Source organism: Burkholderia sp. Bp9140 (assembly GCF_003853425.1).
In the GTDB taxonomy this organism is placed as follows: domain Bacteria; phylum Pseudomonadota; class Gammaproteobacteria; order Burkholderiales; family Burkholderiaceae; genus Burkholderia.
Window position 1 is genome coordinate 1 of the sequence record NZ_QTPQ01000060.1, and the last position, 25,078, is coordinate 25,078.

Genomic DNA, 25,078 nt, shown 5'->3' on the forward strand with positions numbered 1-25,078 from the left:
GCCGCCACCACCGCCGCCACCGCCACCATGGCCACCACCGGAAGAGCCGCCACCGGAAGAGCCACCACCGGAAGAGCCACCACCGGAAGAACTGCCGCCCGAACCTCCGCTGCCGGAAGCATTGCCGCCGCGGCCGGTGCCGCTCGAGCCGCCCGTACTGCCCGTCCCGCCGGTGCCTGCGGGGCCGACGGCGCCGTTGCCGTTGTTTCCGCCGCTGCCCGGGCTGCCGCTGCCGCTGCTTCCGTCGGCACCGCTGCCGCCATTGCCGCCGATACCTCCGCCGGCATACACGAGCACCGCGCAAGCGGCCGGGTTGGCCGCACATGACGCTGCGTTCCCGGCCAACATCGTCACGGCGTCGGCTCCAGGGTTCGCATTGGCCGCGGCGTCAGGCGCCGCGTTCTGCTCGACCTGGGCGGGCGGGGCAGTGGAAGTGCCGTCACCCGGCAGCGCAGTCACCGGCACGACAGTTGTCGTGTCCTGCGCGACGGCATACGAGCAGCAGCACGCAATCGCGGCTGCGGCCAGCAGGGTCGTGCGATAGCACCGTCCCGTCGCACGGGACAGTTGTTTCGTTATGCTCATCATTGGCCTCCCGGTACGCGCGATGCCTCGTTACGCGCGTCGATCACGTGTGATGCAAGGGGACCAGCAACGATGCAATGTCGTTTCGATGGCCGATGCGTGTCGGACCGGCACCTGAGGCCAGCCGCGAACACGGATCGGCACGCGGGCCCGCCGTGCGAATCCCTAACTGCGAGATTCGTGCCACCGGCGGGCTACGCCCGTGGCGCAAGGGGCGCATGTCGCGCGCGATAGCGCGCGCGACGCCGTTGTGCGCTTTCTGTTTCTGAAATGAAACGTCTGACTACGTTTGGCGTGCCGTTGTGTCGGCAGCACGCGCCCAGCGATGGCAGAGGATCGACCCGACCCAAGCGACGAGAAACAGCGCGACGATGCCGTAACCGATCGGCCCGAAGTGCTCGCCGAGCGCATCGAGCGCATCGCGTACGGGGCCCGTCAGCGACAGTTTGTCGGCGAGCAGGCCCGCGGCCTCGACCCCGCCGACGGCCAGCGCGACGACCGCGGACAGCAGCGTGATGCTCGCGTTATAGAGCAGCTTGCGCTGCGGGTCGTCCATCGCCCAACCGTATGCGTGAATCATCAGCACATTGTCGGTCGAGTCGATCAGCGTCATGCCGGCCGCGAACAGCGCGGGAAACAGCATGACCGTATAGAGCGGCAGCGCGTGGCTCGCCTGCGCGGCCGCGATCGCGAGCAGCGCGATTTCTGTTGCAGTATCGAAACCGAGGCCGAACAGCACGCCGACCGGATACATGTGCCAGCTTTTCGACACGAACCGGAACAGCGGGCGCAGCAGCCGCGATACGAGGCCGCCGGCGCGATGCGTGTGCGCGCCGCCGTGAGCATGGTCCGGCGTGCCGCGATAGCGCCGCCATACGCCGCGCAGGATCACCAGGTTCATGCACGCGAGCACCAGCAGGAAGGTCGCGGACACCGCCGTGCCGATCGTCCCGCCGATCTCGCGGAATGCGTCGAAGCGGTCGCGCAGCGCGAACGCGGTCAGCGCGATGCCAAGCGTCGCGGCGATCACGATCGTCGAGTGGCCGAGCGAGAAGAACAGGCCGACGGTCACCGGGCGCTGGCCTTCCTGCATCAGCTTGCGCGTCGCCACGTCGATCGCGGCGATGTGGTCGGCGTCGACCGCATGACGCAGCCCGAGCCCGTACGCGATCGCCGCGGTGCCGAGCAGCAGCGGATGGTCGCGCAGCACCGCGAGCGTCCATAGCCAGACGGCGGCGTTCGCGGCGATCAGGCCGGCATACAGCATCAGCAGGCGGCGCAGGGCAGGGGTGGGCGGCATCGGGGTGGTTCCATCGGACGAATCGCGATGCATTGTGGCATGCGAAAAAGATACCTGGCGTGCCGATCAAAAACGTCGTCGGCCACCCGCCTCGCCGCGTTCGACGGACGAAAAAAAGCCCGTCCGGAACCGGACGGGCCTGGCGCTTGCGCGCAGCAGGGCGTGCGCCCCGCGCTTACTTCACTTTCGCGTTGATCACGGCTTCCGACACGTTCGCCGGCGTTTCCGCGTAGTGCTTGAACTCCATCGTGTAGGTCGCGCGGCCCTGCGTGGCCGAGCGCAGCGACGTCGAATAGCCGAACATCTCGGCAAGCGGCACCTCGGCGCGCACCAGCTTGCCGCCGCCGCCCGCGATGTCCTCCATCCCCTGCACGATGCCGCGCCGGCTCGACAGGTCGCCCATCACGTTGCCCATGAAATCCTCGGGCGTTTCGACCTCGACGGCCATCATCGGCTCGAGCAGTACCGGCTTCGCCTTGCGCATCGCTTCCTTGAACGCCATCGAGCCGGCCATCCGGAACGCGTTTTCGTTCGAGTCGACGTCGTGGTACGAGCCGAACGTCAGGTGCACCTTCACGTCGACGACCGGGTAGCCCGCGAGCACGCCGCTCTTCAGCGTTTCGGTGATGCCCTTGTCGACAGCCGGGATGAATTCGCGCGGAATCACGCCGCCCTTGATCTCGTCGAGGAACTCATAGCCCTTGCCGGGGTTCGGCTCGAGCGTGATCACCGCATGCCCGTACTGGCCGCGCCCGCCCGACTGCTTGACGAACTTGCCTTCGACGTCGGTCGCCTTCGTGCGCACCGTCTCGCGATACGCGACCTGCGGCTTGCCGACCGTCGCCTCGACGCCGAACTCGCGCTTCATCCGGTCGACCAGGATTTCGAGGTGCAGCTCGCCCATCCCCGAGATGATCGTCTGGCCGGATTCCTCGTCGGTCTGCACGCGGAACGACGGATCTTCCTGCGCGAGACGGTTCAGCGCGAGGCCCATCTTTTCCTGGTCGGCCTTCGTCTTCGGCTCGACGGCCTGCGAGATCACCGGCTCCGGAAATTCCATCTTCTCGAGGATGATCGGCTTGACCGGATCGCACAGCGTGTCGCCCGTCGTCGCTTCCTTCAGGCCGACTGCCGCCGCGATGTCGCCCGCGCGCACTTCCTTGATTTCCTTGCGCTCGTTCGCGTGCATCTGCAGGATCCGGCCGAGCCGCTCCTTCTTGTCCTTGGTCGCGTTCAGCACCGTATCGCCCGATTCGACGACACCCGAATACACGCGGAAGAAGATCAGCTGGCCGACGAACGGGTCGGTCATGATCTTGAACGCGAGCGACGAGAACGGCTCGTCGTCGCTCGGATGACGTTCCGCCGGTTTTTCCGGATCGGCGAAGTCGTGGCCGAGGATGGCCGGCACGTCGACCGGCGACGGCAGGTAGTCGATCACCGCGTCGAGCATCGCCTGCACGCCCTTGTTCTTGAACGCGCTGCCGCACAGCATCGGCACGATCTCGTTCGCGATCGTGCGCTGGCGCAGCGCGGCCTTGATCTCGTCCTCGGTCAGCGATTCATGGTCGTGCAGGTATTTCTCGAGCAGTTCCTCGCTGGCTTCCGCCGCGGCCTCGACCATCTTCTCGCGCCATTCGTGCGCGAGCTCGACGAGATTCGCCGGGATGTCCTCGTAGGTGAACTTCACGCCCTGGCTTTCGTCGTCCCAGACGATCGCCTTCATCTTGACGAGATCGACGACGCCCTGGAAATGATCTTCCGCGCCGATCGGAATCTGGATCGGCACGGCGACGCCCTTCAGGCGCTCGCCGATCTGGCGCTGCACGCGGAAGAAGTCCGCACCGACACGGTCCATCTTGTTGACGAACGCGATGCGCGGCACCTTGTACTTGTTCGCCTGGCGCCACACGGTTTCGGACTGCGGCTGCACGCCGCCGACCGAGTCGTAGACCATGCACGCGCCGTCGAGCACGCGCATCGAACGCTCCACTTCGATCGTGAAGTCGACGTGCCCGGGGGTGTCGATGATGTTGATCCGGTGTTCGGGATAGTTGCCGGCCATGCCCTTCCAGAAGGCCGTGGTAGCAGCCGACGTGATCGTGATGCCGCGCTCCTGCTCCTGCTCCATCCAGTCCATCGTGGCCGCGCCGTCGTGCACTTCACCGATCTTGTGGCTCACGCCGGTGTAAAACAGGATGCGCTCGGTCGTCGTGGTCTTGCCGGCATCGATGTGAGCGCTGATCCCGATGTTGCGATAGCGCTCGATGGGGGTTTTGCGGGGCACGTGAACCTCCTGGTGGTTCGGATCGTAAGCGGGCCGGCTGAGTCGGCCCGGGTTGGAACAAGCTAGATTTAAAGCATAGCGCTTGTCCGTGGCTTTTGCAGATGCGGGCGGCGTCTGCCGAATCAAGGCGCGCGCCGGCGCCGGCAGGCGAAAAAAAAGCCGGCGCGCAACGGGCGGCCGGCTTCGGTCGATGCGCGGCGCCGCCGCGGCATGCGCCGTTACTGGGGCTTGGGCAGCCCGTCGAGCTTCATGCCCGCCTTGATGCCCTTCGCGGCGAACCAGCCCTTGCTCATTTCGAGCGCATAGACGCCGTTGTTGCGCGGGCAGTGGTTGTCGGTCGTCTCGGCCCGCATCTCGTCGATGTCGGTGATCGTGCCGTCCGCGCGGATGAATGCGATCGACAGCGGGATCAGCGTGTTCTTCATCCAGAAGCAGTGCACGGCGTTCTCGTTGAACACGAACAGCATGCCTTCGTTCGGCGCGAGCTGCGACCGGTACATCAGCCCCTGTTCGCGGTCGGCGTCGTTCGCGGCGACGGCCGCGTCGATCACGTACATGCCGGCGCGCAGCTTCGCGCGCGGGAACTCGCTCGGCTGCTTGGCACCGGGCGGCATCTGCGCGTGGGCGGCCTGTACGCCGAATGCGAGGACGGCGAGCGCGGCGGGAAACACGGCGGCGCGCGCAAGGCGGCCGAGCGATGAGCGCAGGGAGAATCGCACAGCAGGGCTCCTATCGGGAAAACGAGACCCGCATGGTACGCGAAGCACGCAGGCGGGCACAAAAAAGAAAAAGGCAGATCGCCTCGCGGTGATCTGCCTTTCAACGCCGTAAGAACGGCAAGACTGCGTGTTCTTGACTGCGTTATTACAACCAGCTTGCTTAGTTCGAAGCAGCGGCCGGAGCTTCGGCTTCGCTTGCAGCCTTCTTGGCAGCGTGGTGCTTCTTCGCTGCGTGGTGCTTCTTGTGCGTTGCCTTCTTTGCCGGTGCCGAAGCAGCTTCTGCCGGAGCAGCAGCCGAAGCAGCAGCCGGAGCCGAAGCTTGTGCGAAAGCAGCCGTTGCGAAGAGACCAGCGACCAGAGCGGCGATCAGTTTGTTCATGTTGTGTTCCTCAGCTTTAGTTAATTAACCAAATGACCCGGCATGGGAGTCATGACGTCTAACGGTGCCATCCACCTTTCGGTTGACAGACGCTCCGAGAAATTTCTCATTGCGCTGCGGGCGCCGAATCGTATTCGAAGAAAACGTCGCTTTCGTGACGCAAACACGGAAATACCGGTTCGGCTGCCAATGCCGGATAGCTTAGGGTGGCATCTGCGTGGTTTAACGCGCGATCTTCGCCGGCGGTTGACGAAAAAGATGACGAAAAATCGAAAGTAGCCGACGCGGTCATGCGTCGCGGGAGAAACCGTCCCACGGGGCCCGCGGCGGCAGCGCGATTGTTTCGCCCGGTGCAATGCCGAGCGCGAATATGTCGAGCGAGCCGATGCCGACGCGCACGAGACGCAACGTCGGGAAGCCGATCGCGGCCGTCATCCGGCGCACCTGCCGGTTCTTGCCTTCGGTGATCGCGAGCTCGATCCACGTGGTCGGGATCGCGGCGCGGTAGCGGATCGGCGGATTGCGCGCCCACAGCGCGTCGGGCGGTTCGATGAATTCGGCGCGGCACGGGCGCGTCACGTAGTCGCCGAGATCGACGCCGCGCGCGAGCGCCTTCAGGTCGGCCGGACCCGGCGCGCCGTCGACCTGCGCCCAGTAGCGCTTGACGAGCTTGTGGCGCGGCTCCGCGATGCGCGCCTGCAGCGCGCCGTCGTCGGTGAGCAGCAGCAGGCCCTCGCTGTCCGCGTCGAGCCGGCCGGCCGGGTAGACGCCGGGTGTCGTTACCCAGTCGCCGAGCGACGGCCGCGTCTCGTGCGCGGAAAACTGGCAAATCGTGCCGAACGGCTTGTTGAGGGCGATCAGGGTCATGGCGGGGGCGCCCGCCCGGCGCGCCGCGGGGAAGCGGGGCGGGCGGTCTATGGCAAATGGCGGAATCTTAATGCATAATACGGAACGGCAAGTCATCTGTCTTATATAAGACATAAGGGAAGACTTGATACGCAGCGTCGCGCTTCGTGCCGCCGGCCCCGGTTGGGGCGCTAGAATAGCGGCTCGCTGTCGCCGTCACGAGGGTGGCAAGGCCGCCTCGCCGCGCGCAGTTTCGACCAGCATCACCTGCTCAGCCACGTCACTGGAGTCGATCATGCCGTATCAGCACATCAAGGTTCCGGAGGGCGGTGACAAGATCACCGTCAACAAGGACTTCTCGCTCAACGTTTCCGATCAGCCGATCATTCCCTATATCGAAGGCGACGGTACGGGCTTCGATATCACGCCGGTCATGATCAAGGTCGTCGACGCGGCGGTCGCGCATGCCTACAAGGGCAAGCGCAAGATCCACTGGATGGAGATCTTCGCGGGCGAGAAGGCGACGAAGGTGTACGGTCCGGACGTGTGGCTGCCGGACGAGACGCTGCAGGTGCTCAAGGAATACGTGGTGTCGATCAAGGGGCCGCTGACGACCCCGGTCGGCGGCGGCATCCGTTCGCTGAACGTCGCGCTGCGCCAGGAGCTCGACCTCTACGTGTGCCTGCGCCCGGTCCAGTATTTCAAGGGCGTGCCGTCGCCGGTGCGCGAGCCGCAAAAGATCGACATGGTGATCTTCCGCGAGAACTCGGAAGACATCTACGCGGGCATCGAATGGGCCGCGGGCTCCGAGCAGGCGAAGAAGGTCATCAAGTTCCTGCAGGACGAAATGGGCGTGAAGAAGATCCGCTTCCCGGAAACCTCGGGGATCGGCGTCAAGCCCGTGTCGACCGAAGGCACCGAGCGTCTCGTGCGCAAGGCGATCCAGTACGCGATCGACAACGATCGCAAGTCGGTCACGCTGGTGCACAAGGGCAACATCATGAAGTTCACGGAAGGCCTGTTCCGTGACGCCGGCTACGCGCTCGCGCAGAAGGAATTCGGCGGTGAGCTGATCGACGGCGGCCCGTGGATGCGCGTGAAGAACCCGAAGACGGGTAGCGAGATCGTCATCAAGGATTCGATCGCCGACGCGTTCCTGCAACAGATCCTGCTGCGTCCGGCCGAATACGACGTGATCGCGACGCTGAACCTGAACGGCGACTACATCTCCGACGCACTGGCCGCGCAGGTCGGCGGCATCGGGATCGCGCCGGGCGCGAACCTGTCGGATTCGGTCGCGATGTTCGAGGCGACGCACGGCACGGCGCCGAAGTACGCGGGCAAGGATTACGTGAACCCCGGTTCCGAGATCCTGTCGGCGGAAATGATGCTGCGCCACCTCGGCTGGGCGGAAGCGGCCGACACCATCATCGCCGCGATGGAAAAGTCGATCCTGCAGAAGCGCGTCACGTACGACTTCGCGCGCCTGATGGAAGGCGCGACGCAGGTGTCGTGCTCCGGCTTCGGCGAAGTGCTGATCGAGAACATGTAAGACCCCTTCCGGGGTCGGCCGGCGCGGAGCCGGCCGCCCCGGCGCCTGCTGCCGGCGCCGGGGCGTTTCGTGGATGGCAGGTTTGTTGGCAGGGTGGCCCGGCATGCGGGCCGCGGCGCCGCGATGCGGCCTGCATGCCCTGCAAGGTAGAACATGACGGCCCTCGCAACACCACCGCCCGGCTGAGCCGGCGCGCCCCTTTCGCGATCCACCCGGTCGCTCCCCGCCGGTTACCGCCGGCGCTCCTCAGTTCAACAATCACGTAGCAATGCTTTGACCACCATGTCCACTTCGCCCAAGATCATCTACACCCTCACCGACGAAGCGCCTGCGCTCGCGACCTATTCGCTGCTGCCGATCGTCAAGGCCTTCACGCGCTCGTCGGGCGTCGCCGTCGAAACGCGCGACATCTCGCTCGCCGGCCGCATCATCGCGGCATTCGCCGACGTCCTGCCGCCGGAGCAGAAGGGTTCCGACGATCTGGCCGAACTGGGCCAGCTCACGCTGAAGCCGGAAGCGAACATCATCAAGCTGCCGAACATCAGCGCTTCGGTGCCGCAGCTCAAGGCCGCGATCGCCGAACTGCAGGCGCAGGGCTACCAGCTGCCGGCGTATCCGGAAGAGCCGTCGAGCGACGAAGAGAAGGCCGTCAAGGCCCGCTACGACAAGATCAAGGGCAGCGCGGTGAACCCGGTGCTGCGCGAAGGCAACTCCGACCGCCGCGCGCCGCTGTCGGTCAAGAACTACGCACGCAAGCACCCGCACAAGATGGGCGCCTGGAAGGCCACGTCGAAGGCGCACGTCGCGCACATGAGCGAGGGCGACTTCTACGGCAGCGAAAAGTCGGCGCTGATCGCCGAGGCCGGCAGCGTGAAGATCGAACTCACGACGGCCGACGGCGCGAAGCAGGTGCTGAAGGAAAAGACGGCCGTGAAGGCCGGTGAGGTCATCGACGCATCGGTGATGAGCCGCAAGGCGCTGCGCAGCTTCATCGAAGCGCAGATCGCCGACGCGAAGGCGCAGGACGTGCTGTTCTCGGTGCACCTGAAGGCAACCATGATGAAGGTCTCGGACCCGATCCTGTTCGGTCACTTCGTGTCGGTGTTCTACCGCGACGCGCTCGAGAAGCACGCGGACGTGCTGGCGCAGGCCGGCTTCAACCCGAACAACGGGATCGGCGACCTGTACGCGCGCCTGAAGGACCTGCCGGCCGACACGCGCGAAGCGATCGAAGCCGACGTCAAGGCTGAATACGCAGCGCGTCCGCGTCTCGCGATGGTCAACTCGGACAAGGGCATCACGAACCTGCATGTGCCGAGCGACGTGATCGTCGACGCATCGATGCCGGCGATGATCCGCGAGTCGGGCTGCATGTGGGGGCCGGACGGCGAACTGTACGACGCGAAGGCCGTGATTCCGGACCGCTGCTACGCGGGCGTCTACCAGGCCGTGATCGAGGACTGCAAGCAGCACGGCGCACTCGATCCGGTCACGATGGGCAGCGTGCCGAACGTCGGCCTGATGGCGCAGGCGGCCGAGGAATACGGTTCGCACGACAAGACGTTCCTGATCCCGGCCGACGGCGTCGTGCGCGTCACCGACGAAGCCGGCAACGTGCTGCTCGAGCACGCGGTCGAGTCGGGCGACATCTGGCGCATGTGCCAGACGAAGGACGCGCCGGTGCAGGACTGGGTCAAGCTCGCGGTGAACCGCGCCCGCGCGACCGGCGCGCCGGCCGTGTTCTGGCTCGACCCGGCACGTGCGCACGATGCGCAGATCATCGCGAAGGTCGAACGCTACCTGAAGGATCACGACACGAACGGCCTCGACATTCGCGTCATGACCCCGGTCGACGCGACGCGCTTCTCGCTCGAGCGCATCCGCGCGGGCAAGGACACGATCTCGGTCACGGGCAACGTGCTGCGCGACTACCTGACCGACCTGTTCCCGATCATGGAACTCGGCACCAGCGCGAAGATGCTGTCGATCGTGCCGCTGATGGCAGGCGGCGGGATGTTCGAAACGGGCGCGGGCGGCTCGGCACCGAAGCACGTGCAGCAGTTCGTCGAGGAAGGCTTCCTGCGCTGGGATTCGCTTGGCGAATTCCTCGCGCTGGCCGCGTCGCTCGAACATCTCGGCAATGCGTACCAGAACCCGAAGGCGCTCGTGCTCGCGAAGACGCTCGACCAGGCGACCGGCAAGTTCCTGGACGAGAACAAGTCGCCCGCACGCAAGGTCGGCGGCCTCGACAACCGCGGCAGCCACTTCTACCTGTGCCTGTACTGGGCGCAGGCGCTGGCCGAGCAGACCGACGATGCCGCGCTGAAGGCGCAGTTCGAAGGCGTCGCGAAGTCGCTGTCCGACAGCGAAGCGCGCATCCTGGAAGAACTGTCGGCCGCGCAGGGCAACGCGCAGGCGATCGGTGGCTATTACCGTCCGAACGTCGAGCTGACGAGCCAGGCGATGCGCCCGAGCGCAACGCTGAACGGCATCGTCGACGCCGTCGCCTGACGCCGGCCGCGCCAGCGCGCGCGCCACGGCAGCGGCAGCAGCCGATGCGGCGGGCCCGGCGGCTCGCCGTTGCGCCGAACATGAAAACGCCCCGGTCGCCCGGGGCGTTTTTCGTTGCAGGCGTGCCATTCAGACGTGAACGATTTCCCATTCGGCGATTTCGTCCGGCACTTCGAGCGTGGCCGTGTCCAGTTCGGACGGCTGCTCGCAGTCGCCGCGGGAGATGCGGTCGGCCGCGACTTCCGGGCACGAGAACGCGCCGAGCAAAGCGTTGCCGAACGTCGCTTCCCAGCCACCGTTTGCCGGCAGGATGTAGAACGACCCGAGCGCTGAACCAAAGCGAAATCCCTTCATTTCCGTTCTCCCTTTCTGATGACAAGCGATTCTGTTGTGCCGCCCGCCGGCTCGTCCGGCTGTGGCCCGACTGGTTGCTTGCGCCGAGGTCCGTATCGAACGTCGTGGCGAAGCGTCAGTCCATGGAACAAAGTCTACGTCCGCGGCCGCGCCCGATGGTGCGCGTAGAACGCTTTCTCGAAACAAAAATTCGTGTTTAAAAACAATGTGTTATTTCAGTGGTTTTGTATTGCGGAACGATTTTTGGCATCGCGAAACAGCGAATTTGTGCCGTGCACCACGAATTTTTATAACGCAGAGACTTGTTCCACATCGTGAAAAATTGACGGGTTCATGCATCGAACGCGCGTGGCGTGCGGCTGTCGGGACGAACGGCGGGTGCGAATTGCCTCGATCGGGCGTGGCGAAAGCGGGTGGCGAAGGTCGCGGACCGGGGCGGCCGGCGGTGAATGCAGCGGGGGTTGCGGTATCGGACGATGATCGAAAATGCCGCGCGAACGGTGCCCGGGCCGTCGGGCCCGGCCACGCACTGCGGCGTATCGCCGCTCGCGCGATGCCGCGGCGCTTCGGTCGCGGGCTGCGGTTATGATGACGCGGGCATCAGGTTTCGCGTCGCGCGCGGGCGCTTCCGCACTGGCCGGCGCGGGTGTCGCGACGGCCGCGCGACGCAGCACGAATAACGAGGAACGATTGATGATACGGAGAACCTTCCTGTCCCGCGCCGTCGGCGTCGCGGCCGCATCGCTGTTGGCGCGCACCGCCTGGGCGCAGCATGCCGGACACGCGGGCATGGCAGGCATGGATCAGATGGACGACATGCCCGGCATGTCGGGCATGTCAGGGATGGCGGGCCACACGCAGCACACGAAGCCGGCGCCGGCCGCGCTCGCGGCGGCCGATGCGCTGCCGGCCGGCGCGCCGCTCGCGTCGCTGCGCACGCTCGCGAACGAAAGCCGCGAGCCCGGCACGTTCCGCGCGACGCTGGTCGCGCAGCCGGTCGCGCGTCCGATGCTGCACGGTGCGCGTCCGACGACGTTCTGGCAGTTCGGCGCAGGCACGCAGGGGCCGGTGGTGGGCCCGCTGATCGACGTACGCGAGGGCGACACGGTCGAAATCCGCTTCGTGAACAAGCTGCCGCAACCGTCGACGATCCACTGGCACGGCCTGCCGGTGCCGCCCGACCAGGACGGCAACCCGTCCGCCCCCGTCGCGCCGGGCGCGTCGCGCGTGTACCGCTTCACGCTGCCGAAGGGGAGTGCCGGCACCTACTGGTATCACCCGCATCCGCACATGATGACCGCCGAGCAGGTGTTCCGCGGGCTGGCCGGCCCGTTCGTCGTGCGTGCCGCCGACGATCCGCTCGCCGGCTGGCCCGAGCGCAACCTGTTCGTGTCCGACCTGAAGCTCGCGCGCGACGGCACGATTCCTCCGAACGACATGATGGACTGGATGAACGGCCGCGAAGGCCAGTTCGTGCTGGTCAACGGTGCGCGCCGGCCGCGAATCGACGTCGCGAGTGACGAGCGCTGGCGCGTGTGGAATGCGTGCAGCGCGCGCTACCTGCGCGTGGCGTTCGACGACGGCCGCGCGTTCGAGCATGTCGGCACGGATGGCGGGCTGTTCGATGCGCCGCGCCGCGTGACGTCGCTGCTGCTCGCGCCGGGCGAGCGCGCGGAACTGCTGGTGCGCGCCGGCGACCGCGCGTCACGCGCCGTGTTGCAGGCGGCCGAATACGACCGTCGCAAGATGGCGATGTCGCATGACGACGGCCACGGCAGCCTGCCGCCCGATCCGGCGCTGCCGCTGGCCGACATCGCGTTCGCACCGGCCGCCGCCCGTGCGCTGCCGGCGACGCTGCGCGCGGTACTGGCGCTCGGCGAGCCGGTCGCGCACAAGGACGTCGCGTTCGGCGAAGAGATGGACATGGACGCGATGATGAACGGCCCGGCGCATGGCCGTCCGGCCGGGATGCGCTTCACGATCAACGGCGCGACCTATGCACCGCACCGTGCGACGCTGACGAGCCGCCGCGGCGAAATCGAGCGCTGGGCGATCCGCAACGCCACCGACATGGATCACCCGTTCCATTTGCACGGCACGCAATTCCAGGTGATCGAGCGCGCATCGGACGGCACGCGCACGAGCGAGCCGTTCCGCGCGTGGCGCGATACCGTGAACGTGCGCAGCGGCGAGACCGTGACGATCCTCGTCACGCAAGACATGCCCGGCGAGCGTATGTTTCACTGCCATATTCTCGAACACGAGGATCTCGGCATGATGGGCACGCTGAAGGTCGTGTGACGAGTATCGAATATGTTTCACGCGTATGGCGGCATTCGATCTGCGCGTGCGACCGGACAATGCGTGTTCAATTATCGGGATTGAACGAAAAGGCCGGCCAATCGAATTAACGAGTGGCCGGCCTGAAAAAAGAAACCCGGCGTAATGCCGGGTTTCTTCGTCCGATATCCGGTGCCTTTACGCGGCCTGGATGTTCGACGCTTGTTTGCCCTTCGGCCCTTGAACGACCTCGAAGCTCACCTTCTGGCCTTCCTTCAGGGTCTTGAAGCCCTGCATGTTGATGGCCGAGAAGTGCGCAAACAGATCTTCACCGCCCTCGTCGGGAGTGATGAAACCGAAGCCCTTCGCGTCGTTGAACCACTTAACGATACCAGTTGCCATTTTCCTACTTCCCCTGTCACACAGTCGCTGCTACTTACCACGAGCACGCTCGAAAAGCTAAACGACCGGAAAATACAGCCGTTCCCCCCTCACAAGCTCACCTTCGGCCTCTTTCATTTCGCCGACCGGCGAGTTGAAAAAAGTGCCAGCTTGATTGTTGGCGCTCTTTATTTGAGTGTCAAGCGGAATTTTTAGACGGTTGGAGGGCCGTTGTAAAGAACCCATTTTCAGGGTTTTTCCGGCTTTGCTGTGCAGCATGCCGCCGAGCGCGCGGACTTGAAAAGTCGCATAATCGGTTCATATACCAGGCTCGAGTGACACGCGATCGAGTCGTCCCGGCTTGTGGGATACTGGATGCGAATGCGACGGTCCGGTGCGGTTTCCCCCTGACGGTTCGTGTTCCGCGCCACGCGTGAAAGCCGGCACCGCAGCCGGCTTTCCTATGGCACGAAGACGATCGCGGGTCGTCGGGAACCAGGGAGGGCGCCGGCCGGTCGGTCGGGTAATGGCAGGATTGCGGGCCTGTCCGAGTTGTTTAGAATGGGTGTATGGCGATTATCCCGGACAAGCAGGACAGCACCGTCCTGGAACGCAAGCAGCAGAAGCTCAAGCCGCCTTCGATGTACAAGGTGGTGCTGCTGAACGACGACTTCACGCCGATGGAGTTCGTCGTGATGGTCGTACAGGAGTATTTCAAGAAGGATCGCGAGACGGCCACGCAGATCATGCTGAAGGTCCATCGCGAAGGGCGAGGGGTTTGTGGGGTCTATACGCGGGACATCGCGTCGACCAAGGTTGAGCAAGTCGTTACCCATGCGCGGCAGGCCGGGCATCCGCTGCAGTGCGTGATGGAGGAAGCATGATTGCCCAGGAATTGGAAGTCAGCCTGCACATGGCGTTCATGGAAGCACGCCAGGCGCGCCATGAGTTCATTACGGTCGAGCATCTGCTGCTGGCCCTGCTGGATAATCCGACGGCAGCCGAGGTGTTGCGCGCGTGTGCGGCCAACATCGAGGACTTGCGTCAGAACCTGCGCAATTTCATCCACGACAACACACCGACCGTCCCGGGCACCGACGATGTCGATACCCAGCCGACGCTCGGTTTCCAGCGCGTGATCCAGCGCGCGATCATGCACGTCCAGTCGACGTCGAACGGCAAGAAGGAAGTGACCGGCGCGAACGTGCTGGTCGCGATCTTCGGCGAGAAGGATTCGCACGCGGTCTATTACCTGCAGCAGCAGGGCGTCACGCGCCTGGACGTCGTGAACTTCATTTCGCACGGCATCGCGAAGACGAACGGCGGCGAAGCCGCGAAGTCGACCGACGCGAACGCGGAAAGCGAGGACGCGAACGCGCAGAAGGAAACCCCGCTCGCGCAGTTCACGCAGAACCTGAACCAGATGGCGAAGGACGGCCGCATCGATCCGCTGATCGGGCGCGAGCCGGAGGTCGAGCGCGTCGTCCAGGTGCTGTGCCGCCGCCGCAAGAACAATCCGCTGCTCGTCGGCGAGGCCGGCGTCGGCAAGACCGCGATCGCGGAAGGGCTCGCCTATCGCATCACGCGCGGCGAAGTGCCGGACATCCTCGCGAACGCGCAGGTGTATTCGCTCGACATGGGCGCGCTGCTCGCGGGCACCAAGTATCGCGGCGACTTCGAGCAGCGTCTGAAGACGGTGCTGAAGGAGCTGAAGGAGCGTCCGCACGCGATCCTGTTCATCGACGAGATCCATACGCTGATCGGCGCGGGCGCCGCATCGGGCGGCACGCTCGATGCGTCGAACCTGCTGAAGCCGGCGCTGTCGTCGGGCACGCTCAAGTGCATCGGCGCGACCACCTTCACCGAGTATCGCGGCATCTTCGAGAAGGACGCGGCGCTGTCGCGGCGCTTCCAGAAGGTCGACGTGACGGAGCCGACCGTCGAGCAGACGGTCGCGATCCTGCGCGGGCTGAAGTCGCGCTTCGAGGAGCATCACGGCGTCAAGTATTCGTCGGGCGCACTCTCGGCCGCGGCCGAACTGTCGGCGCGCTTCATCACCGACCGTCACCTGCCGGACAAGGCGATCGACGTGATCGACGAAGCGGGCGCGGCCCAGCGCATCCTGCCGAAGTCGAAGCAGAAGAAGACGATCGGCAAGAGCGAGATCGAGGAAATCATCTCGAAGATCGCGCGCGTGCCGGCGCAGAGCGTGTCGCAGGACGATCGCAGCAAGCTGCAGACGCTCGATCGCGACCTGAAGAGCGTCGTGTTCGGCCAGGATCCGGCGATCGACGCGCTCGCCGCATCGATCAAGATGGCGCGCGCGGGCCTCGGCAAGATGGACAAGCCGATCGGCGCGTTCCTGTTCTCCGGCCCGACGGGCGTCGGCAAGACCGAAGTGGCGCGCCAGCTCGCGTTCACGCTCGGCATCGAGCTGATCCGCTTCGACATGTCGGAATACATGGAGCGTCACGCGGTGAGCCGCCTGATCGGCGCGCCGCCGGGTTATGTCGGGTTCGACCAGGGCGGCCTCCTGACCGAAGCCGTCACGAAGAAGCCGCACTGCGTGCTGCTGCTCGACGAAATCGAGAAGGCGCATCCGGACATCTTCAACGTGCTGCTGCAGGTGATGGACCACGGCACGCTGACCGACAACAACGGCCGCAAGGCGGATTTCCGCAACGTCATCATCATCATGACGACGAACGCGGGCGCCGAGTCGATGCAGAAGGCGACGATCGGCTTCACGACGCGCCGCGAGACGGGCGACGAGATGACCGACATCAAGCGCCTGTTCACGCCGGAGTTCCGCAACCGCCTGGATTCGATCATCAGCTTCCGCTCGCTCGATGAGGAAATCATCATGCGCGTGGTCGACAAGTTCCTGATCCAGCTCGAGGAGCAGCTGCACGAGAAGAAGGTCGACACGCTCTTTACCGACGCGTTGCGCAAGCATCTCGCGAAGCACGGCTTCGACCCGCTGATGGGCGCGCGGCCGATGCAGCGGCTGATCCAGGACACGATCCGTCGCGCGCTGGCCGACGAACTGCTGTTCGGCAAGCTCGTCAACGGCGGGCATGTGACGGTCGACGTCGACGAAAACGACAAGGTGCAGTTGTCGTTCGACAAGCTGGCGAATCCGCCGCACAAGCCGAACGAAGAGACGGTCGAAGTCGAGTAAGCGATAATTCGTTGTTCATGCGAACGGCGCGGGAAGTTCTCCGCGCCGTTTCGTTTTATCCGGCGCCGGCGGTGCCATGGTGGGGCAGGGGAGTGGTAACGCAGTGACACGACAACAACGGTCGTTCGACAGCATCGTCGCGCGCGAACAAGGGTTGCGCCATGCGCTGACGTCGGGGCAGATGGCGATGATCGCGATCGGCGGCGCGATCGGCACGGGGCTGTTCCTGGGCAGCGGGTTCGCGATCGGGCTGGCCGGCCCGAGCGTGCTGGTCTCGTATGCGATCGGCGCGCTGATCGCGCTGCTGCTGATGGGCGCGCTTGCGGAAATGACGGTCGCGCATCCGACGGCCGGCTCGTTCGGCGCCTATGCGGAGCACTACGTCGGCCCGCTCGCGGGCTATCTCGTGCGCTATGCGTACTGGTTCGCGGTGGTGTTCGCGATCGGCACCGAGATCAGCGCGATCGCCGTCTTCATGAAGTACTGGTTCCCGGCCGTGCCCGGCTGGTACTGGGTGATCGGCTTCTCCGCGCTGCTGATCGCGGTGAACCTCGCGAGCGTCACGCTGTACGGGGCGGTCGAATATGCGTTCTCGCTGTTGAAGATCGCGGCGATCGTCGTGTTCATCGTGCTCGGCGCGTATCTCATGTGGTCGGCGCCGGGGGCTTCGGGCATCGGCTTCGCGAACTACACCGCGCACGGCGGCTTCATGCCGAAAGGGCCGTGGGGCACGTGGGTCGCGGTGATCGTCGCGATCTTCAGCTACATGAGCATCGAGGCGGTCGCGATCGCGGCCGGCGAGGCGCGCGATCCGCAGCACGCGGTCACGCGCGCGTTCCGCTCGACGGTGTTCCGGCTCGTGCTGTTCTACCTGCTGACGCTGTCGCTGATGCTCGCGATCGTGCCGTGGACGCAGGCCGGCACCGACGAAAGCCCGTTCGTGAAGGTGATGGCCGCGACGCACGTGCCGTACGCGGCCGGCGTGATCAACTTGGTGCTGCTGATCGCGGCGCTGTCGGCGATGAACAGCCAGCTCTACGTGACGACGCGGATGATGTTCAGCCTGTCGCGCGCGCGGCTCTCGCCGGCGGTGTTCGGCCGGCTCGGCAACAACGGCGTGCCGCGTGCGGCGCTGTGGATCTCGACCAGCGGCGTCGCGGTCGCGGCCGTGCTGGTCGCGCTGTCGCCCGACACCGCGTTCACCGTGATGATGGCGATCGCGATGTTCGGCGCGCTGTTCACGTGGCTGATGATCTTCGTCACGCACCTGCGCTTTCGTGCACGCTATCGCGGCCCGGCGCTCGCGTTCCGGATGTGGGGCCACCCGTTCGGCAGCCTGCTCGGTGCGGGGCTCGTCGGCGCGATCCTGCTCACGACCGCGTTCACGCGCGAATTCCGGATGACGATGGTGATCGGCGTCGTGTTCGTCGTGCTGCTGACGCTCGCGTACGCGCTGCACTACCGGCACCAGCACGCGCGTTGACGCGTGACCTCGCGCCGTGCGGGTGCGGCGAGGCGGTGCAATACCGCTAAGGTTCCGTTAAGCCGGCGGCGGCTACATTCGAACCTGTCCGCGATGCGGGTTGGCGCGCGCCAGCCCGTCGCCACCTGCAAAAGGGGTTCGAATGAACAAGCTTCCTCAAATCACGCTCGCATTCTGGATCATGAAGATCTGCGCGACGACGCTCGGCGAAACCGGCGGCGACCTGCTGTCGATGACGCTGAACGTCGGCTACGCGGTGAGCTCGATCCTGCTGTTCGGATTCTTTCTCGTCACGCTCGGCGCGCAGCTCAGGACGACCGGCTATCGCCCGGCGATCTACTGGGCCGTGATCGTCGCGACCAGCACCGCCGGCACGACGATGTCCGACTTCATGGACCGTACGCTCGGCCTCGGCTATGCGGCGGGCTCGTCGATCCTCGTCGCGATCCTGCTGGCGATCTTCACGGTGTGGCGCCTGAGCGGCGAATCGCTGTCGGTCGACCTGATTCGCACGCGCAAGGTCGAACTGCTGTACTGGATCGCGATCCTGTTCTCGAACACGCTCGGCACAGCGCTCGGCGATTTCCTCGCGGACAGCTCGGGGCTCGGCTTCGGTGGCGGCGCGCTGCTGATCGGCGGGCTGCTCGCGGCGATCGTGCTCGCGCACTATTTCACGCGCATATCCGGCGTGCTGCTGTTCTGGGCGGCGTTCGTGCTCACGCGCCCGTTCGGGGCAACGGTCGGCGACCTGCTGACGAAGCCGGTCGCGAAGGGCGGCCTCGCGCTCGGCACGGCCGGCTCGTCAGCGGTGCTGCTCGGCGTGCTGGTGGCGATGGTGATTTACGCGAGCATCGCGCAGGCGCGGCGACGCGAACCGCTGCCCGCGCGAATCGTGCAACCGGCCGGCGAATGACCCTGCACGGAAAGAGAAAAGGGGCCGAGGCCCCTTTTTTACTGCGTCGCTCAGTGACGGCCGGTGCTGCCGAAGCCGCCTTCGCCGCGATCGCTCTCGGCGAAGTCGTCGACGATGTTGAACTGCGCCTGCACGACCGGCACGATCACGAGCTGCGCGAGCCGCTCGAACGGGTTCAGCACGAACTCGGTCTGGCCGCGGTTCCACGTCGACACCATCAGCTGGCCCTGGTAGTCGGAATCGATCAGGCCGACGAGGTTGCCGAGCACGATCCCGTGCTTGTGGCCGAGGCCCGAGCGCGGCAGGATCAGCGCCGCGTAGCCGGAATCCGCGAGATGGATCGCGAGGCCCGTCGGCACCAGCGTCGTTTCGCCCGGCTGCAGCGTGACGGGCGCGTCGAGGCACGCGCGCAGGTCGAGGCCCGCGCTGCCGGTGGTGGCGTAGGCGGGCGGGTAATCGCGCATGCGCGCGTCGAGAATCTTCAGGTCGAGTTTCATGCGGTCGTCGAATCGGTCGGGAAGGGCGCAGCGGCGCGTGCCGCCGCGCAAGGGATCAGATCAGGCGGTTGTCGGGCAGGCGTTTTGCGATTTCGGCGACGAGCACGTGCGCGAGCTCGTCCTTCGGCGCGCGCGGCAGGCGCGTGAGGCCGGCTGCCTCGAACAGCACGACTTCGTTGTCGTCGCGGCCGAACGTCAGCGGGCCGAGGTTGCCGACCAGGAGCGGCACGTTCTTGCGCTTGCGCTTCTCGTCGCCGTGCACGTCGAGGTCGCCGCTTTCGGCCGCGAAGCCGACGCAGAACGGCGGATCGGGCAGCGCCGCGACCGACGCGAGGATGTCCGGGTTCTCGACGAACGCGAGCGTCGGCATCTTGCGATCGGCCGTCTTCTTCATCTTGTGCTCGGCGGGCTGGTCGACGCGCCAGTCGGCGACCGCGGCCACCGCGATGAAGATGTCCGCGTCGGACACCGCCTGCATGACCGCGTCGTACATCTGCTGCGCGGTCTGCACGTCCTGGCGGTACACGCCCCACGGCGTGTCGAGCGCGACCGGCCCCGCGACGAGATGCACGTCGGCGCCGGCCTGCTGTGCGGCGCGCGCGAGCGCGAAGCCCATCTTGCCGCTCGAGCGGTTCGTGAGGCCGCGCACCGGATCGAGCGGCTCGAACGTCGGGCCGGCCGTGATCAGCACGCGACGGTGCGCGAGCACCTTCGGCGCGAAGTGCGCGACGATCGCCTCATAGATCGCCTCGGGTTCGAGCATGCGGCCGTCGCCGACTTCGCCGCAGGCCTGCGCGCCCGAATCGGGACCGAGCACCGACACGCCGTCGGCGCGCAGTTGCGCGGCGTTGCGTTGCGTGGCCGGGTTCTGCCACATCTGGCGGTTCATCGCGGGTACGACGAGCAGCGGACAGTCGCGCGCGACGCACAGCGTCGACAGCAGGTCGTCCGCGAATCCGTGCGCGAGCTTCGCGAGGAAATCCGTCGACGCGGGCGCGATCACGATCGCGTCGGCTTCGCGCGACAGGTCGATGTGCGCCATGTTGTTGTCGATACGCGCGTCCCACTGGCTCGTGTAGACGGGCCGGCCGGACAGCGCCTGCATCGTGACGGGCGTGATGAACTGCGCGGCGGCTTCGGTCATCGCGACCTGCACGGTCGCGCCTGCCTTCGTCAGCAGCCGGGTGAGCTCGGCGATCTTGTAGCAGGCGATGCCGCCGGTCAGGCCGAGAACGAGGTGTTTTCCAGCGAGTTCTGCGTGTGCCAACTCAGGCCTCCAAGGGTCAAACGGAACGGCCGGCGCGAAGCCGGCCGTCGACACCGAGTATGCGCGCTCAGCGCGAGCCGCGCACGCGACGCAGTTCGTCGTAGATCAGCAGCACCGCGCCGACCGTGATCGCGGAATCGGCGAGGTTGAACGCCGGGAAGTGCCAGGCGCCGAGGTGGAAATCGAGGAAGTCGATCACGTGACCGTAGACGAGCCGGTCGATCACGTTGCCGAGCGCGCCGCCGAGGATCAGCGCGAGCGACAGGCTGAACAGCCGTTGCTGGCCGTGGCGGCGCAGCAGGAAGCAGATCACGAGCGTCGCGCCGATGCCGAGCGCGGTGAACGCCCAGCGCTGCCAGCCGCCCGCGGTCGACAGGAAGCCGAACGCGGCGCCGCGGTTGTACACCAGCACGAGGTTGAAGAACGACGTCAGCGCATGCTGTGCGCCGTACGCGAACGTTTTCAGGATCGCGATCTTCGACAACTGGTCGAACAGGATCACGATCAGCGAAATGCCGAGCCAGGGCGCGAGCGCGCCGCTGGCCGGTTTCGACAGGGTTTTCGCCATTTAAGCAGCGCTCCGGGTTTCGCCGTTTTCAAACAGGTTCGAGAAGCAGCGGCCGCACAGCGTCGGATGATCGGCGTGCGCGCCGACGTCCTCGCGGTAGTGCCAGCAGCGTTCGCACTTCTGGTACTTCGACGCCGCGACGTCGACGCTTTCCTGCGCTTCGTCGTCGACCTTCACGACCGTCGCCGCCGACGTGATCAGCACGAACTTCAGGTCTTCGCCGAGGCTCGTGAGCGCATCGTAGCGCGCGCCGCTCGCATGCACGGCCACTTCGGCCTGCAGCGACGAACCGATGCGGTTCGCGGTGCGCGCTTCCTCGAGCGCCTTCGTCACGTTGCCGCGCACGTCGCGCAGCAGCGCCCACTTCTCGATCAGCGCGGCGGAGCCGGCGACTTCCGGATACGCGTAGTAGGTTTCCGTGAAGATCGTGTCACTGGCCGGCTGGAACACCTTCCACGCTTCTTCCGCGGTGAACGACAGGAACGGTGCGAGCACGCGCAGCAGACCGTGCGTCAGGTGGTACAGCGCGGTCTGCGCGGAGCGGCGCGCGCGCGAATCGGCCGCGCTGGTGTACAGGCGGTCCTTCAGCACGTCGAGGTAGAAGCCGCCGAGATCTTCCGAGCAGTACGTCTGCAGCTTCGCGACGACCGGGTGGAATTCGTACTTCTCGTAGTGGCCGAGCAGTTCCGCCTGCAGTTGCGCCGAGAACGCGACCGCATAACGGTCGATCTCGAGCCATTCGTCGACCGGCACCGCGTGCTGCGCGAAGTCGAAGTCCGACAGGTTCGCGAGCAGGAAGCGCAGCGTGTTGCGGATGCGGCGATAGCCTTCCGTCACGCGCTTCAGGATTTCCTCGGAGATCGCGAGCTCGCCCGAATAGTCGGTCGACGCGATCCACAGGCGGATGATTTCCGCGCCGAGGCGGTTCGCGACTTCATGCGGGTCGATACCGTTGCCGAGCGACTTGCTCATCTTGCGGCCTTCGCCGTCGACCGTGAAGCCGTGCGTGAGCAGGCCCTTGTACGGCGCGCAGCCGTCGATCATCGACGCGGTCAAGAGCGACGAGTGGAACCAGCCGCGGTGCTGGTCCGAGCCCTCGAGGTACAGGTCGGCCGGGAACTGCAGCTGATCACCGTGCGAGCCGCGCAGCACGTGCCAGTGCGTCGTGCCCGAGTCGAACCACACGTCGAGCGTGTCGCGATTCTTTTCGTACATGTTGGCGTCGTCGCCGAGCAGCTCGCGCGGGTCGAGCGACTGCCACGCCTCGATGCCCGCCTGCTCGACGCGCTTCGCGACTTCCTCGAGCAGCTCGAGCGTGCGCGGGTGCAGCTCGCCGGTTTCCTTGTGCACGAAGAACGCCATCGGCACGCCCCACTGGCGCTGGCGCGACAGCGTCCAGTCGGGACGGTTCGCGATCATGCTGAACAGCCGCTGCTTGCCCCACGACGGGTAGAACGCGGTCGCGTCGACGCCTTCGAGCGCCGTTTCGCGCAGCGTCTTGCCGTCGTCGCGCGGCGTCACGTCCATGCCGGCGAACCACTGCGACGTCGCGCGGTAGATGATCGGCGTCTTGTGGCGCCAGCAGTGCATGTAGCTGTGCGTGTACTTCTCGCTGCGCAGCAGCGAGCCGGCCGCGTTCAGCGCGTCGACGATCTTCGGGTTCGCGTCCCAGATCGACAGGCCGCCGAACAGCGGCAGCGATTCGATGTAGCGGCCGTCGCCCATCACCGGATTGATGAAGTCCGAATCGGTCATCCCGTGCGCCTTGCACGACTGGAAGTCCTCGATGCCGTAGGCGGGCGACGAGTGCACGACGCCGGTACCCGTGTCGGTCGTCACGTAGTCGCCGAGGTACACGGGCGCGGTGCGCTTGTAGCCGGGATGGGCCGACGCGAGCGGGTGGTGGAAGCGCAGGTTCGCGAGCTTCACGCCGGGTGTGGTCGCGACGACGCGGCCGGTCAGCTTGAACTCGGCCATGCACGCGGCGACGCGCTCTTCCGCGATGATCAGCAGCCCGCGCTCGGTGTCGACCAGCGCGTAGACGATTTCCGGATGGAGGTTCAGCGCCTGGTTCGCGGGAATCGTCCACGGCGTGGTGGTCCAGATCACGATGCCGCCCTCGGCGCGCGGCAGCGCCGGCAGGCCGAACGCCTGCGCGGTCTTTTCCGGTTCCGCGAACGCGAACATCACGTCGATCGTCGGATCGGTGCGGTCCTTGTACTCGACTTCCGCCTCGGCGAGCGCCGAGCCGCAGTCGAAGCACCAGTTCACCGGCTTCAGCCCGCGGTACACGTAGCCCTTCTCGATGATCTTGCCGAGCGCGCGGATCTCTTCCGCCTCGTTGACGAAGTTCATCGTCTTGTACGGATTCGCCCAGTCGCCGAGCACGCCGAGGCGCTTGAAGCCGACCTTCTGCTTCTCGATCTGCTCGGTCGCGTACGCGCGCGCCTTGCTCATCACTTCGGCCGCCGGCAGCGACTTGCCGAACTGCTTCTCGATCTGGATCTCGATCGGCATCCCGTGGCAATCCCAGCCCGGCACGTACGGCGCATCGAAACCGGCCATGTTGCGCGACTTGACGACGATGTCCTTCAGGATCTTGTTGACCGCGTGACCGAGGTGGATGTCGCCGTTCGCATACGGGGGGCCGTCGTGCAGGATGAACTTCGGCCGGCCCTTGCTTGCCGCGCGGATCTTTTCGTAGATGCCGCGCGCTTCCCATTCCTTCACCCACTGCGGTTCGCGCTTGGGCAGGTCGCCGCGCATCGGGAACGGCGTGTCGAGCAGGTTGACCGGATACTTGGCCTGCGGTTTCGAATCGGCTTTCTTGTTGCTCATGATGGGATCGCTATCTAAATCGGGGGACGCTCGTGCGTCGTGAATCGGGGAGGCGCGCGTGTCGGCGGCGCGAGGGTGCGGCGCGGGGGCGCCGCCGGCCGGATCAGCTAATTCGGTCGGTCGCCGAGGTCGAGAAGCCGGTTGCGCGGCTGCCCGGCGCGCGGTCGCGCTCGACGAAGTACGCGCGCGCATTCGCGACGTCCAGCGCGATCGCGCGCGACAGCGCCTCGAGATCGTCGAACTTCGCCTCGTCGCGCAGCTTCTTCAGGAACTCGACGCGGATCAGCTTGCCGTACGCGTCGCCGTGCCAGTCGAGCAGGTGGACTTCGAGCAGCACGCGGCCGGAATCGTCGACGGTCGGGCGCAGCCCGAGGCTCGCGACGCCCGGCAGCGGGGTGGGGCCCAGGCCATGCACCTGCACGACGAAGATGCCCGCGAGCGCCGGCCGCTTGTGTGCGATCGGCAGGTTCAGGGTCGGGAAGCCGAGGTCGCGGCCGAGCTTCAGCCCGTGCGCGACGTGGCCGCTGATCGCGTAGCCGTGGCCGAGCGCCTGCGCGGCGGCGTCGAGATCGCCCGCGGCGAGCGCGGCGCGCACGCCCGAGCTGGAGATGCGCGTGCCGTCGCTGCCTGCGACCGTACCCATCTGCTCGACCTCGAAGCCGTACTGCTCGCCGGCCGCCTTCAGCGTGTCGAAGGTGCCCGCGCGCTTCGCGCCGTAGCAGAAATCGTCGCCGACCATCATCCAGCGCGTGTGCAGCCCGTTCACCAGCGTGCGTTCGACGAACGCCTGCGGGGACTGGCTCGCGAACGTGTGGTTGAAGTGCTCGACGACGACGCGGTCGACCCCGTGGTCGCGCAGCGCTTCCAGCTTGTCGCGCAGCATCGCGATGCGCGGCGGCGCGCCGGCCGGGTTGAAGAATTCGCGCGGGTGCGGCTCGAAGGTCATCACGCACACGGGCAGGCCGCGCGCGTCCGCTGCCGCGCGCACGCGCGCGAGCAGGGCCTGGTGGCCGCGATGGACACCGTCGAAGTTGCCGATCGTCAGCGCGCACGGCGCGCGGCTCTCGGCGTTGGGCAGGCCGCGGAAGACTTTCACGATAGCGGATGCAGCGTCGGGGAATGGGCGGTGGGATGCCG

At 66.2% G+C, this 25,078-nt stretch carries 20 protein-coding genes and 1 pseudogene; 7 read left to right on the forward strand and 14 right to left on the reverse strand.

Annotated features, from left to right (window positions below):
• From DIE21_RS34110 to DIE21_RS34135, 6 genes and pseudogenes are all read right to left on the reverse strand, one after another.
• A pseudogene (locus tag DIE21_RS34110) lies at nt 1-585 on the reverse strand (hypothetical protein); the annotation flags it as partial.
• 283 nt (nt 586-868) lie between these two features.
• A complete protein-coding gene (locus tag DIE21_RS34115) occupies nt 869-1,885 on the reverse strand; it encodes a HoxN/HupN/NixA family nickel/cobalt transporter (RefSeq protein WP_124501765.1) in 1,017 nt (338 codons plus the stop codon).
• Nucleotides 1,886-2,060: 175 nt separating this feature from the next.
• The gene (fusA, locus tag DIE21_RS34120; protein WP_124501766.1) at nt 2,061-4,172 is read right to left on the reverse strand and encodes an elongation factor G; all 2,112 of its coding nucleotides are present in this window, start codon (nt 4,170-4,172) and stop codon (nt 2,061-2,063) included.
• Between the two features lie 218 nt (nt 4,173-4,390).
• Nucleotides 4,391-4,891 carry a DUF192 domain-containing protein gene (locus DIE21_RS34125; RefSeq protein WP_124501767.1) on the reverse strand — a complete coding sequence of 167 codons (501 nt, stop codon included), beginning with the start codon at nt 4,889-4,891 and terminating at the stop codon, nt 4,391-4,393.
• Nucleotides 4,892-5,051: 160 nt separating this feature from the next.
• The gene (locus DIE21_RS34130; protein ID WP_124501768.1) at nt 5,052-5,270 is read right to left on the reverse strand and encodes a hypothetical protein; all 219 of its coding nucleotides are present in this window, start codon (nt 5,268-5,270) and stop codon (nt 5,052-5,054) included.
• Nucleotides 5,271-5,558: 288 nt separating this feature from the next.
• Nucleotides 5,559-6,137, reverse strand: coding sequence for a pseudouridine synthase (locus DIE21_RS34135; RefSeq protein WP_185642904.1), 579 nt, complete (start codon nt 6,135-6,137; stop codon nt 5,559-5,561).
• Nucleotides 6,138-6,411: 274 nt separating this feature from the next.
• Here DIE21_RS34135 and icd point away from each other — a divergent pair, with 274 nt between their 5' ends.
• Nucleotides 6,412-7,668 (forward strand): NADP-dependent isocitrate dehydrogenase, encoded by a 1,257-nt coding sequence (icd, locus tag DIE21_RS34140; RefSeq protein WP_124501770.1) that lies wholly within the window; start codon nt 6,412-6,414, stop codon nt 7,666-7,668.
• 282 nt (nt 7,669-7,950) lie between these two features.
• The gene (locus tag DIE21_RS34145) at nt 7,951-10,179 is read left to right on the forward strand and encodes an NADP-dependent isocitrate dehydrogenase (protein ID WP_124501771.1); all 2,229 of its coding nucleotides are present in this window, start codon (nt 7,951-7,953) and stop codon (nt 10,177-10,179) included.
• Between the two features lie 129 nt (nt 10,180-10,308).
• Here DIE21_RS34145 and DIE21_RS34150 read toward each other — a convergent pair whose 3' ends face one another.
• Nucleotides 10,309-10,533: a hypothetical protein gene (locus tag DIE21_RS34150; protein WP_124501772.1), complete on the reverse strand. Its 225-nt coding sequence runs from the start codon at nt 10,531-10,533 to the stop codon at nt 10,309-10,311.
• A gap of 693 nt (nt 10,534-11,226) precedes the next feature.
• On the opposite strand from DIE21_RS34150, the gene DIE21_RS34155 reads away from it, so the two are divergent.
• Nucleotides 11,227-12,834: a multicopper oxidase family protein gene (locus DIE21_RS34155; RefSeq protein WP_124501773.1), complete on the forward strand. Its 1,608-nt coding sequence runs from the start codon at nt 11,227-11,229 to the stop codon at nt 12,832-12,834.
• Between the two features lie 177 nt (nt 12,835-13,011).
• Here DIE21_RS34155 and DIE21_RS34160 read toward each other — a convergent pair whose 3' ends face one another.
• Together DIE21_RS34160 and DIE21_RS37450 are read right to left on the reverse strand one after the other, a co-directional pair.
• Complete coding sequence (locus tag DIE21_RS34160) at nt 13,012-13,215, reverse strand: cold-shock protein (protein ID WP_004196460.1); 204 nt, start codon at nt 13,213-13,215, stop codon at nt 13,012-13,014.
• A gap of 57 nt (nt 13,216-13,272) precedes the next feature.
• Complete coding sequence (locus DIE21_RS37450; RefSeq protein WP_185640768.1) at nt 13,273-13,473, reverse strand: hypothetical protein; 201 nt, start codon at nt 13,471-13,473, stop codon at nt 13,273-13,275.
• Nucleotides 13,474-13,763: 290 nt separating this feature from the next.
• Between DIE21_RS37450 and clpS the strand changes: the two genes are divergently transcribed.
• The 4 genes from clpS (at nt 13,764) to DIE21_RS34185 (ending at nt 18,771) form a co-directional block, all read left to right on the forward strand.
• Entirely contained in the window at nt 13,764-14,078 is a 315-nt protein-coding gene (gene clpS, locus DIE21_RS34170; protein WP_006398529.1) for an ATP-dependent Clp protease adapter ClpS, read from the forward strand.
• On the forward strand, nt 14,075-16,375 hold the full coding sequence (gene clpA / locus DIE21_RS34175; RefSeq protein WP_124501774.1) for an ATP-dependent Clp protease ATP-binding subunit ClpA: 2,301 nt from the start codon (nt 14,075-14,077) through the stop codon (nt 16,373-16,375). Before clpS ends, clpA begins: the two co-directional genes overlap by 4 nt.
• A 103-nt stretch (nt 16,376-16,478) precedes the next feature.
• A complete protein-coding gene (locus tag DIE21_RS34180; RefSeq protein WP_124501775.1) occupies nt 16,479-17,858 on the forward strand; it encodes an amino acid permease in 1,380 nt (459 codons plus the stop codon).
• A gap of 142 nt (nt 17,859-18,000) precedes the next feature.
• Nucleotides 18,001-18,771, forward strand: a complete 771-nt coding sequence (locus DIE21_RS34185; RefSeq protein WP_124501776.1) for a hypothetical protein — start codon at nt 18,001-18,003, stop codon at nt 18,769-18,771.
• 50 nt (nt 18,772-18,821) lie between these two features.
• On the opposite strand, the gene dut is transcribed toward DIE21_RS34185, so the two are convergent.
• From dut to DIE21_RS34210, 5 genes are all read right to left on the reverse strand, one after another.
• Nucleotides 18,822-19,268 (reverse strand): dUTP diphosphatase, encoded by a 447-nt coding sequence (gene dut, locus DIE21_RS34190; RefSeq protein ID WP_124501777.1) that lies wholly within the window; start codon nt 19,266-19,268, stop codon nt 18,822-18,824.
• Between the two features lie 55 nt (nt 19,269-19,323).
• Nucleotides 19,324-20,535, reverse strand: a complete 1,212-nt coding sequence (gene coaBC, locus DIE21_RS34195; RefSeq protein ID WP_124501778.1) for a bifunctional phosphopantothenoylcysteine decarboxylase/phosphopantothenate--cysteine ligase CoaBC — start codon at nt 20,533-20,535, stop codon at nt 19,324-19,326.
• 67 nt (nt 20,536-20,602) lie between these two features.
• The gene (lspA, locus tag DIE21_RS34200) at nt 20,603-21,103 is read right to left on the reverse strand and encodes a signal peptidase II (protein WP_124501779.1); all 501 of its coding nucleotides are present in this window, start codon (nt 21,101-21,103) and stop codon (nt 20,603-20,605) included.
• Nucleotides 21,104-23,941, reverse strand: a complete 2,838-nt coding sequence (ileS, locus tag DIE21_RS34205; protein WP_124501780.1) for an isoleucine--tRNA ligase — start codon at nt 23,939-23,941, stop codon at nt 21,104-21,106. It lies immediately after the preceding gene.
• Nucleotides 23,942-24,044: 103 nt separating this feature from the next.
• Nucleotides 24,045-25,037 (reverse strand): bifunctional riboflavin kinase/FAD synthetase, encoded by a 993-nt coding sequence (locus DIE21_RS34210; RefSeq protein ID WP_124501781.1) that lies wholly within the window; start codon nt 25,035-25,037, stop codon nt 24,045-24,047.
• Between the last annotated feature and the right edge of the window lie 41 nt (nt 25,038-25,078).

What these genes read in the sequence shown, in the direction of transcription:
- DIE21_RS34115 (WP_124501765.1), bottom strand. Translation starts at nt 1,885, where the DNA reads ATGCCGCCCACCCCTGCCCTGCGCCGCCTGCTGATGCTGTATGCCGGC.
- DIE21_RS34130 (WP_124501768.1), bottom strand. Translation starts at nt 5,270, where the DNA reads ATGAACAAACTGATCGCCGCTCTGGTCGCTGGTCTCTTCGCAACGGCT.
- DIE21_RS34135 (WP_185642904.1), bottom strand. Translation starts at nt 6,137, where the DNA reads ATGACCCTGATCGCCCTCAACAAGCCGTTCGGCACGATTTGCCAGTTT.
- icd (WP_124501770.1), top strand. Translation starts at nt 6,412, where the DNA reads ATGCCGTATCAGCACATCAAGGTTCCGGAGGGCGGTGACAAGATCACC.
- DIE21_RS34145 (WP_124501771.1), top strand. Translation starts at nt 7,951, where the DNA reads ATGTCCACTTCGCCCAAGATCATCTACACCCTCACCGACGAAGCGCCT.
- DIE21_RS34150 (WP_124501772.1), bottom strand. Translation starts at nt 10,533, where the DNA reads ATGAAGGGATTTCGCTTTGGTTCAGCGCTCGGGTCGTTCTACATCCTG.
- DIE21_RS34155 (WP_124501773.1), top strand. Translation starts at nt 11,227, where the DNA reads ATGATACGGAGAACCTTCCTGTCCCGCGCCGTCGGCGTCGCGGCCGCA.
- DIE21_RS34160 (WP_004196460.1), bottom strand. Translation starts at nt 13,215, where the DNA reads ATGGCAACTGGTATCGTTAAGTGGTTCAACGACGCGAAGGGCTTCGGT.
- DIE21_RS37450 (WP_185640768.1), bottom strand. Translation starts at nt 13,473, where the DNA reads ATGCTGCACAGCAAAGCCGGAAAAACCCTGAAAATGGGTTCTTTACAA.
- clpS (WP_006398529.1), top strand. Translation starts at nt 13,764, where the DNA reads ATGGCGATTATCCCGGACAAGCAGGACAGCACCGTCCTGGAACGCAAG.
- clpA (WP_124501774.1), top strand. Translation starts at nt 14,075, where the DNA reads ATGATTGCCCAGGAATTGGAAGTCAGCCTGCACATGGCGTTCATGGAA.
- DIE21_RS34185 (WP_124501776.1), top strand. Translation starts at nt 18,001, where the DNA reads ATGAACAAGCTTCCTCAAATCACGCTCGCATTCTGGATCATGAAGATC.
- dut (WP_124501777.1), bottom strand. Translation starts at nt 19,268, where the DNA reads ATGAAACTCGACCTGAAGATTCTCGACGCGCGCATGCGCGATTACCCG.
- lspA (WP_124501779.1), bottom strand. Translation starts at nt 21,103, where the DNA reads ATGGCGAAAACCCTGTCGAAACCGGCCAGCGGCGCGCTCGCGCCCTGG.
- ileS (WP_124501780.1), bottom strand. Translation starts at nt 23,941, where the DNA reads ATGAGCAACAAGAAAGCCGATTCGAAACCGCAGGCCAAGTATCCGGTC.